Annotated in this window: 9 protein-coding genes; 3 read left to right on the forward strand and 6 right to left on the reverse strand. The window is 67.1% G+C overall.

Features of this window, described 5'->3' with window-relative positions:
- The first annotated feature begins 229 nt into the window (after window positions 1-229).
- Window positions 230-1,069, forward strand: a complete 840-nt coding sequence (locus tag IO20_RS0133835; RefSeq protein ID WP_245685153.1) for an ROK family protein — start codon at window positions 230-232, stop codon at window positions 1,067-1,069.
- 230 nt (window positions 1,070-1,299) lie between these two features.
- On the opposite strand, the gene IO20_RS40605 is transcribed toward IO20_RS0133835, so the two are convergent.
- Window positions 1,300-1,476 carry a hypothetical protein gene (locus IO20_RS40605; RefSeq protein WP_157850867.1) on the reverse strand — a complete coding sequence of 59 codons (177 nt, stop codon included), beginning with the start codon at window positions 1,474-1,476 and terminating at the stop codon, window positions 1,300-1,302.
- Window positions 1,477-1,578: 102 nt separating this feature from the next.
- Here IO20_RS40605 and IO20_RS0133845 point away from each other — a divergent pair, with 102 nt between their 5' ends.
- Both IO20_RS0133845 and IO20_RS37215 read left to right on the forward strand, forming a co-directional pair.
- Window positions 1,579-1,884, forward strand: coding sequence for a transposase (locus tag IO20_RS0133845; RefSeq protein ID WP_030557070.1), 306 nt, complete (start codon window positions 1,579-1,581; stop codon window positions 1,882-1,884).
- Window positions 1,885-1,984: 100 nt separating this feature from the next.
- Entirely contained in the window at window positions 1,985-2,608 is a 624-nt protein-coding gene (locus IO20_RS37215) for an IS3 family transposase (RefSeq protein WP_078946323.1), read from the forward strand.
- A 255-nt stretch (window positions 2,609-2,863) separates the two neighbouring features.
- On the opposite strand, the gene IO20_RS0133855 is transcribed toward IO20_RS37215, so the two are convergent.
- The 5 genes from IO20_RS0133855 to IO20_RS42235 form a co-directional block, all read right to left on the reverse strand.
- Window positions 2,864-3,259 (reverse strand): hypothetical protein, encoded by a 396-nt coding sequence (locus tag IO20_RS0133855; protein WP_051875202.1) that lies wholly within the window; start codon window positions 3,257-3,259, stop codon window positions 2,864-2,866.
- A gap of 179 nt (window positions 3,260-3,438) precedes the next feature.
- Window positions 3,439-3,717: a hypothetical protein gene (locus IO20_RS0133860; protein ID WP_030557066.1), complete on the reverse strand. Its 279-nt coding sequence runs from the start codon at window positions 3,715-3,717 to the stop codon at window positions 3,439-3,441.
- Between the two features lie 61 nt (window positions 3,718-3,778).
- Entirely contained in the window at window positions 3,779-4,975 is a 1,197-nt protein-coding gene (locus tag IO20_RS0133865; protein ID WP_051894205.1) for an ATP-binding protein, read from the reverse strand.
- Window positions 4,976-5,277: 302 nt separating this feature from the next.
- Window positions 5,278-7,938, reverse strand: coding sequence for a DEAD/DEAH box helicase (locus tag IO20_RS0133870; protein WP_030557063.1), 2,661 nt, complete (start codon window positions 7,936-7,938; stop codon window positions 5,278-5,280).
- A 56-nt stretch (window positions 7,939-7,994) separates the two neighbouring features.
- On the reverse strand, window positions 7,995-8,372 hold the full coding sequence (locus IO20_RS42235; RefSeq protein ID WP_342668819.1) for a hypothetical protein: 378 nt from the start codon (window positions 8,370-8,372) through the stop codon (window positions 7,995-7,997).
- Window positions 8,373-9,266 lie beyond the last annotated feature (894 nt).

Here is a 9,266-nt window from a genome sequence, read left to right on the forward strand (position 1 = left end):
CCGTCAAAGTTCAGTGAAGCAGAACTGTAGGTGTGGAGCTCATTATCGAACGCCACGATGACTCTCCGCGACGGCTCCCCAAGATCCGTGCCAGAACCCCGTTCTCGTGAACAGAGCCACACACGGCCGCACCCCACAGCCGACGCGCCGCGGCCTGGATCGCCCCACGGTAGTTTGCTGCCTCGGGAGCGACGCGTGAGGTGGGGCAATGCGGCACGCAACAGTGGGCGTGGACATCGGCGGCACGAAGTTGCTCATGCTGGCTGAAGGGCCGGATCTTGAGACACCGATCACGCGGCGCCTGGCCACCGGGCCCTCGACCAGTGCTGGAGACATCGGGGCGGCCGTCCAGGGGTTCCTTGCTGACAACTTCCTGAAGCCCACGGTGCTGGGGATCGCAGTCCCTGGCCTTGTGGAGCGAGGGCAGGTGAAGATCTCCGATGTCCTGCCCCAGCTCAGAGGCTGGCAGGGAATCCATCGCGGCGCCCCTCAGTTGCTCGTCAACGATATTCGGGCCGCTCTCGCTCAGGAAACGGCTGGTCTCCCTCGGACCTCATCCGCCGTGGTGATGGTCTGTGGGACCGCGGTGGGCTCGGCCTACTTGTGCGAGGGACGAGTCGTTCGCGGCTCGCGGGGATGGGCCGGTGAGGTCGGCAGCATGCCCATGTCGACGCCTGAAGGCGTCAAACGGCTCGACGACGTGGCCGGCGGCGCCGCGATCGTGCGCGCACTGGGCAAGCCTCCAGAGCAGATCCATGCCGCGCTCGCCCAGGGCGATCGCCGCACGAAGCACGTGGTGAACGCAGCAGGCGAGGCATTCGGACTCGCCATCGCCTCACTGGTCAACATCCTCAACCCCGACGTAGTACGGATCGCCGGCGGCACTCTTGGCTACTCGGGCTACTGGGATACCGCACTGGAGACGGCGCGGGCCCACAGCCTCCCCGAGTTGTGGGACGTCTGCACTGTCGACCGAATCCTGGCCACGGAACTGGTCGTCGCCCGAGGCGCCATGCGTCTCGCCATCGCGGCCGCCGACGGTCAAGCGTGGATCCAGCAATACATCTGACCCACCTCCGGGCGCCGGCGAACCCCGTTCGGTGTCCCCTGTCCAGAAAGCGGAGGGGCGCCGTTGAGGCTGCGTGTCAGTGTGAGGCACCCCAGCCACTTGAAGGATGGCGGGTACTCCCAGTTCTCAGCGTCTGCCAGAACTGCGGGAAGGTCCTGTATCGGGAGAGGAGGCCCGCGCTGCTCGCCGAGAGTTCCATCCGGCGCTGTCCAGGGAACGAGCCGGCACACTTAGATCCATCCTCTGTCGACGAGAGGAAGGAGGATCGGGACGAGAGCCGAGGCAGGCCCTGAGACCAGCGGCTCGTCGAGGTCACCCCAAACACCGGGGAGGATGTCGATCTCGGTGGCGTTGATCATGAAGGCGCGTTCGGCGAAGGACAGTTGGTCTGTCGAGGGATAACTCACGCGCAGAGTGTCGCAGCTCAGGAGAACGGCCGACGTGAAGCTTCCCCTTGATGTTGGACACCTGGAGACTGGGACGTGAGGTTCCAGAGGGAGTAGTGCCAGGTGGGAAGCAAGAGCAACCGCAGTAGGCGGTACTCGGAGGAGTTCAAGCGGGACGCGGTCGCGCTGGTCCGCTCCTCCGGGAGGACCGTCACCGAGGTGGCCCGGGAGATCGGTGTCAGCGCCGAGGGGTTGCGGAACTGGGTCAAGCAGGACAAGACCGACCGGGGCCAGGGGGCGCCTGGCGAGCTCACGAGCGCGGAGCGGGAGGAACTGCGGCGGCTGCGCCGGCAGAACCGCGAGCAGGCTGAGACGATCGAGGTGCTGCGAAAAGCGGCGGTCTTCTTCGCGAAGGAGAGCGATCGGTGAACGACGTGTACGCGTTCATCGAAGCGGAGAAGACCACCCATGGTGTTGCTCTCTTGTGCCGACTGCTGAAGGTCGCCCGGTCCTCCCGGTGGAGCGGATCATGCGTGAGCGCGACATCTCCGGGGTCACGCGGCGCAAGCGCCGGTCGCTGACCCGTCCGGCGAAGAGGACGGTGCCCGCTGCGGATCTGATCGGCCGCGACTTCACCGCGAGCACGCCGGGCGAGAAGCTGGTCGGCGACATCACCTACATCCCCACCGACGAGGGCTGGCTCTATCTGGCGACCTGGCTGGACCTGGCGACCCGCGAGATCGTCGGCTACTCGATGGCCGACCACCACCGCGCGTCCCTGGTCGTCGACGCCCTGGCCATGGCTGCCGGCCGCGGTCGGCTCAAGCCCGGCTGCATCGCACACTCCGACCGCGGATCGGAGTACACCTCCGACGAACTCCGCCGGAAAATACGCTGGTTGGGCCTTCGGCAGAGCATGGGCCGCACCGGCTCCTGCTACGACAACGCCGCCGCCGAGAGCTTCTTCGCACTGCTCAAGGAGGAGATCGGCACCCGCCGCTGGCCCAACCGGGCCACCGCCCGGGCCGAAATTTTCGCCTTCATCGAGATCTTCTACAACCGGAAACGTCTGCGGAAGCATCCGGCTTGGGGCTACCTCACCCCACTGGAGATCCGACAACGACACGAACAAGGACACGCCCTCGCGGCGTAAGCATCGAGTGTCCGACATCACGGGGGAACTTCACACGGCGTCCGTCAAGCGCCCGGGAATCCCCCCTGCTCTCGTGCGAGCAGAAGCGTCAGTAGTCGTTGTGCAAGAGGACTGTGTTCCTGCTGGTCGTCGACCTGTGTCTGCGGCGTGCCACTGACACGAGGGTGGTACCTCGTGGGCTATCGGCTGTCATGGGGTGGTACATCCCCAGCCGGCTCACCGCTACGAAGACGGCACATCGCAACTGATCTTTGGTCAGAGTCCGTACGGGTAGAGAGCGATCTTCTCGCGCTCGAGGAAGAGCTCGCCCCACGTGCCGGCAACACCGTCGGGCAGCGGATCGGCAAGGTCCAGCAGAATCTGCGAGCCATCGAAGTCCAGCACGGCGGCGCCGTCCACGGTGAGGTACAGCCGTCCGCGCAGGACAACGCAGTGCCCGCCAGGTCGGACCCCCGGTCCGACGCCGACAGCCGGTTTCGCGTTCCACCCCCAGGCGATGTCCTCATCGACCGTCCACTCAACGTGGTACCTGCCAGGCTTCGCGGCCTGGTCACCGCACCAGCGGACCGCTGTCCCTCCGAACGGCGTCCGGACCTGGGCCAGCCAGGTGCTCCAAGGAAACTTTGCGACCTTCACCAGTTCGACCAGCATCGTTCGATCATGCAGCGTCCGAGTTCGTGCTGGAACCCGTGACGTTGCGCCGCCGCCTGGCATGCGCTGCCTGATGGGCGACGTGTGGGTTGCAGTGGGTTGCGGCGGCTGCGTATCGGCAAGGCCGTGGCGTCTTCGAGGGGCGTGGGTGGCACTTGGTGGGGTGAATGGTTGTGCGGTCAGGCAGTGCTGTGTGTTCGGGCCGGGCTGCACTCCACGATTTCTCGTGCTGCGCGGAGCCTGCTCGGGTGGTCGTCGTCCAGCAGTCTCGTGGTGATCAGGATCGCTTGGATGATGCTGACGCCTTGGTCTTTCAGATGCTGCTGGACGGTGTCCATTTCGATGTTCGTGTCCAGCAGCTGTCTGCATTCGTCGATCTGATCGCCGATCTGTTGCGCGCGTTCAGGGGTCAGCCCGTGAACGCCTGCGAGGAGCTCTTCTGCGGTGTGGCTTGGCATGACCGGGATCCTCTCAGGGGCTTGTCACTGCTCACAGGCGGTTTTACTCCAGCTCGCCCGGTTACGCCCCAGCGCTGCGCATAGGGCCGGGTTCCTGTCTCCCGGGCTGATGGGACAACGCCGTACGGCCGGTCCGTGAGCGGGGGCCGACCGACTGCTGTGCTGCGCCCAGATCCGGTCGACGGCATGTACGAGTGCCTTGTCCGGGGCGCAGACGCCGGGAGCCCTCGAAGACGGGATGGGCGAGTTTTACGGAGAGGACCGCGGTCAGGCCCTCGTGGACGGCACCATCCGTGATGTCCTCGTCGTCCGCGGTCAGTTGGCCCTGTTGGCGCGCGTAGTCGTTGACGAGGTCCGTGAGCGCGGTACGGAAGCCGTTTTCGTGGGCGCCGCCTTCGTGGGTGGGGGTGCTGTTCACGAAGGAGCGGAGCTGTCCCGGGGACCAGGTGTTCCACTGCATGGCGACCTGCACGAGGATGGTCTTGTTCTCGTTCTCCGACTCGAAACTGATGGCTGGGGAGTGGACGAGACTCGGAGGGTAGGGGTTGAGCCGGGCGACGAAGGCCCGAAGGCCGTCCGTGTGGTGGTAGCGGACCGGCCGCTCCGGACGCTCGTCGGTGAGCGAGACGGCCAGGCCTCCATTGAGGAAGGACAGTTCCTGCAAGCGTTCCGACAGAGTGGCGAACGAGTACCGGGTGGTCTCGAAGATGTCGGCGTCGGGCAGGAACGCGATCGTGGTGCCGTGCTCGCTCGTCTCCTCGTTCCTCGTCAGGGGGCTGACCGGGGTGCCCTTCTCGTACTCCTGGGTCCAACGGTGGCCGTCACGGTGGACCTCGACCGTGAGACGGCTCGACAGCGCGTTGACCACGCACAGGCCCAGCCTGCTGAGGCCGCCGGCGACCCCGTAGCCTGTGTGGGGCTTGGGGCCGAAGGACAGCTCGGTCAGTTCGAGTTCGACGGCCGACCTGCCGGTGGGCTCTTCCACCTCGACGGGCAGGCCCCGCCCGTTGTCCGAGACGCGGATGCTGCCCTCCGCGGTGATCGTGACCTCGATGGCGTCGGCATGGCCGGCCAGGTGCTCGTCGACGGCGTACGAGACGACCTCGTACACCATGTGGTGCAGGCCGCGTTCGCCGGTCGAGCCGATGTACATTCCGGGGCGCTTGCGTATCGCCTCGTGCCCTTCGAATACCTGGATGTGGCTGGCGGTGTACTCGTGCACATTCGAGAGCTGACGGGGGTTGCCGGTCGCGGTCATGAGGAATCCTCCTGGGGCCGTCCTGAGCATGTTTGTGAGCGGGTGTCACCGAAGCACCGCGGTTGCTTCCACGCCGTCGCTGGTGCAGGCCCATCCTAGGCATCTTTAGGTAAACACGCAGGTCAGACCCTATATGGAGAGGTCTTAGGTGGTCGCGTAGACGGCTTCGCCGAGGCCACCGTTCAGGAGGGTCGCTGCTGGGACCGGAGCAGCGCGAAGGTCCCCTCGGAGGCGCGGGAGAGGCGTTCCCAGCTGAGCCTGAGGTGCCTTTCCCACGTACTTTCCGGCAGGGGTGCGACGCGCTACTGCGCCCATTCCACGCCGAGTTCTCGTAGTGCGTCGAGCTGCTCCTGGGTGAGTTTGTCGCGGCGTTGTTTCTGGTTGGAGTACCAGATTCCCAGTGCGAGGTCGTGTTCCTGGCCGTCGATGATGACCTTCTCTCGGTGGGCCCGCCTCACCGAGGGCTCTCCCTCGCGGGCAACGTACTGCGCCAGGGCTGTCAGGCCCCGTTGGAATGCCTGCTGCGCCTTGGACGGCCCCTTCGTCGAACGCGGGGCTGCGGGGGCTGGAGATGGCGCCGGGTCGGGTTGTATGCCCAGCTTCGCCAGCCGTTGCTGCTGTTCGGTCGACAGCTGTGTCCAGGTTCCGGGGTTCTTCTGCCGCTTCAGCCACCGTCCGATGTCGTCGCCGTCGAAGAGGACCCCGGGTGCGATGTCGGGCAGGACGCCGCCGGTCTCGTCGGCGGCGAGGTTGGTGAGGACGCGGTAGTGCCGCTGCCAGTCCAGCGGCCACGGGCAGTTCCAGTCCTCATCGACCGCCGCCAGCTGCGCCGCGCGCTCCGCGGCCCGCTCCGCATCCTTACCCAGGCCGCCCTTGCGGCGGAGGTTGGCCATGTGCTGTCCGATGGGCACCATCTCGTCGTCCTCGCCCCACATGGCGTCCTGTCGTGGTGCGAGGTGTCCCATGGCCCGCCGGTAGGACCGGAGCGCGGCGAGCTTGTTCTCCCATGCTTCCTCGCCGGGTTCCCACACCATCCCGGCCTCGGGGGCGTCGAGGAGGGTCTTGCGGCGCTCCTGGAGCTCTCCGGTCCGCAGGGCCTTGCGCTGCTGATGCACCCATCGGCCAAGCGGGAAGTCCTTCGTGACCCCCACTTCCACCTCGACGTCGTAGGGCACGGCGTAGAGGCCGGTGATCTCGTTCTCCGCCCTCCAGCGCAGCAGGGCCTGGTAGCCCTCCAGCCAGACCAGGGATTCGGGTCGGTAGACGCGGGTGCGGAGGAACGCGGCGATGGTCGCCGGATCGCGCGGGCTGGAGAAGTGCAGCAAGGCCGCTTCGGCTGCGGCCTGCGTGTCGTCCTGGTCCTCGCCGTCGCCCACGCCGCCGGCCCCGACGATCCGCCCCTCTTCGTCACGCTGGATGTGGACCTTGCGCTTCCCGCTCGTGAGGGCGCGGGAGGCGAGCTGCTCGACCAGGCGTTCGTCGTGGCTGCGCAGGCCCTGGAGGACGGCTACGAGTGGCTTGTAGTTGGCGGAGGCGATCATGTCGTTCGGGTCCTCGCCGGGTTCCAGGAAGACCGGCACGATGATCCTGGCCACCTTGGTGGTGCCGTCCTTGTTGAGGCGGAGGGCGCGTCCGATGTTCTGCACGATCTCCACCTGCGAGCCGCGGGTGTCCGCGAAGCAGACGGCCTCGACTCCGCGTTCGCCGGTGATGTCGACGCCTTCCCCGAGCACGCGACAGCTCGCGAGGAAGGCGCGATGGACGCGCCGGTTGTTCGCGTCGATGCCGTTGGCGAACTGCCGCAGCACCTCACGCCGCTCGCTGACGAGGTGGTCGCCGCACAGCCACGCCGACCACACCCGGTCCGACGGGACGTGGCGGCCGGCCTCCAACTCGTAGAACTCCGCATCGATCGACGATGCGGGCAGCCGGCCCGCGGCGGCCAGGTCGTCGCCTGTGGCGTCGTTGACGTACAGCTCGGCAGCGGTCGCCGGGAGCTTTTCCGCAAACGCGGCTGCTTCCTCGACCCTCTGGTGGAACGTCATGAGCGTGTGAATGTTCCACGCGGCGGCGTGCTCTAGGAGTGCGGTCTGCAGCAGGGCCAGGCGCCGGCCCCGCCGTGCCTCCTCCGACTCCCCGAGGACGGGGGAGGGGTCGTGGATCTCCAGCACGTCGATCTCGAACCCTGCGAGAATCTCGCGCTCGATCGCCTCCGAGAGCCCGAGCTCGGCGAGCCACGCGCCGTACGTGCCGTCTGGGTCGTCGGCCATGCTTGCGAGCTCCGCCTCCTGGCCGCCGGCGCCGTTCTGCGGCCGGGCCGCGGCGAGGATGCGCGGGGTGGCGGTGAGGTAGAGCCGGAAGTCGGCGTGGATCCGCTGGTTGTCGTGGATCGCGGCCCATGGACGACCGAGATCACCGGCGGTTCCGTGGGCCTCATCCACGATCGCGAGGTCGAACGGGGCCATCTGCTGTCCGTACAGGCGCTCTCCGCCCGCGAGAGCGGCTTCCAGTGGCCCGCGGACCTTCCGCTGGCCCGTCGGGCCCTCGGGGTCCTCGCGGTCGACGAGGGAGGCGTACGTGGCGAACACGACCACGGGCCCGTTCCCGGCCCACAGGGCGAGCTGGATGGGGTTGGTCGTGGTGTGCACCCCGAGCTGCTCCAGGACGTCGTCCTTCTCCAGCGAGCACACCGCGACCATCGGGGTCCGATGTCCCACCGTCCGCCATGCCTGGGCGGTCTGTACGAGCAGGTCCAGGGTCGGGACGGTCACCAGGATCCGGCCGTACGGGAAGCACTCCAGTGCGCACGCGGCCGCCGTGATCGTCTTCCCAGAGCCGGTGGCGGACACGATAGTGCCCCGGGCCCCCTCAGGGGGCACTGATGATCTTGCAGGAAATCCTACCCACTTGCGGAAGGCCGACTTCTGGTCGACCTGGTGTTCCCTGAGAGAGATTCTCTGCATTTCTGGTTCCCTTTTTCGGGGTGGGGGCCGGGGTGGCGGCGGTGCTATTCCAGGGATCAGCCTGTGGGGCCGAGTCCTCGAAGTCCCCATTCGTCGAGTCCGGTGTAGATGGTGGCGGTGAGGCATTGAGGTGCGTCCATGACTTCGGCTTCGCCGCGGTATACGGCGACCAGCGAGTCGGTACCGCGCCACCAGGTGTCCGCAAGGCCGACCACCTCCGGCACGGCCTCGAACCCGTCGAGCTCGAGCTTGTCCACGGCAGCGCCCTTCAGCCTCGTGGTGGTGCGAGCCCACCTACGGGCGTGGTTCGCCAGAGCCAGGGCTTCCACCCAGCCCTCGACACTGGCATGCAAGGGCACCCATTTCCCGGTGTGCAGACCGAACTCCCCGTTCGGGCCGATCATGAACGCGTAGGGAAGAGCCGTACGCTGCATGCCCGCTCCGAAGTGCCAGTCAGGATCCGGCCCCTCGGGTACATCCCCGCTGAACGTCCGCGGCCCCCCGTCATAGTGAGGGGAGGGAGGAAGGGCCAGACCACCCCAGACAGCCTCGAAGGCAACTACCCGATCGATCTGAGCCGCAGGGACCCCGTGCTCCATCCACCGAACCCTGTACTGTTCAGAATCGTGAGAATCGTTCCAGTGGCCATGAGACTGGATAAAGGTTTTCGCCCTGATGGTGAGCCCCGCAGGGATACTCTTGTCAATCGCCATACTTCCACCCCACATGTGCACCATTTTGTCTAACACTACATGCTGCATCACTCTGAGCAGGCGAACCCCAGGCACGCCCTCACTCTTTCAACCAACCCGTCTGACCCACCCTCCCCCCACGAGGCCATGGAAGCGGAGCGGCAAGCCCCCTGCTGGAGACCACAGCTTCGACAAACGCAAGTGGACGGCCCCCGATCAGGGGCGAGATCCGCAGCCCTGGGAGCGCAGCGGACAGAGCGTCACCATCCTCCGCCTAACCCGGATCGCGAGAGCAGCCCTCCAGGTCCACGCCGACTCACCGCGCAGCCCCACCCCGTAGCCAGCTAGGCCCGCGCCCGCGGGCCGAAGGGACTGGAGGCGCAGCCGGAAGGACCGTTGAGGCGGGGGAGCGCAGCGGACCCGCCGGCCCCGGGTTGAAGCGAAGCGGAAACCCGGGCATCGGGGCAAAGCCCCGCAGCCCTGGGAGCGCAGCGGACAGGGCGTCACCTCCGGTGCGCAGCACCGAAGGTGAGTGGCTCGCGCAGCGAGCCACCAGCGCTCCCGCGGAGCGGGAGCGCAACCGCCGCGCGCAGCGCGGCGGTTCGCTTGCCCATCGCGCAGCGATGGGTTACCCGC

This window comes from Streptomyces exfoliatus, assembly GCF_000725545.1.
Lineage (GTDB): Bacteria > Actinomycetota > Actinomycetes > Streptomycetales > Streptomycetaceae > Streptomyces > Streptomyces exfoliatus.

Bases quoted from the DNA above. Each gene is read 5' to 3' on its own strand.
- IO20_RS37215 (WP_078946323.1), top strand. From the start codon at position 1,985: ATGCGTGAGCGCGACATCTCCGGGGTCACGCGGCGCAAGCGCCGGTCG.
- IO20_RS0133855 (WP_051875202.1), bottom strand. From the start codon at position 3,259: ATGCTGGTCGAACTGGTGAAGGTCGCAAAGTTTCCTTGGAGCACCTGG.
- IO20_RS0133860 (WP_030557066.1), bottom strand. From the start codon at position 3,717: ATGCCAAGCCACACCGCAGAAGAGCTCCTCGCAGGCGTTCACGGGCTG.
- IO20_RS0133865 (WP_051894205.1), bottom strand. From the start codon at position 4,975: ATGACCGCGACCGGCAACCCCCGTCAGCTCTCGAATGTGCACGAGTAC.
- IO20_RS0133870 (WP_030557063.1), bottom strand. From the start codon at position 7,938: ATGCAGAGAATCTCTCTCAGGGAACACCAGGTCGACCAGAAGTCGGCC.
- IO20_RS42235 (WP_342668819.1), bottom strand. From the start codon at position 8,372: ATGCAGCGTACGGCTCTTCCCTACGCGTTCATGATCGGCCCGAACGGG.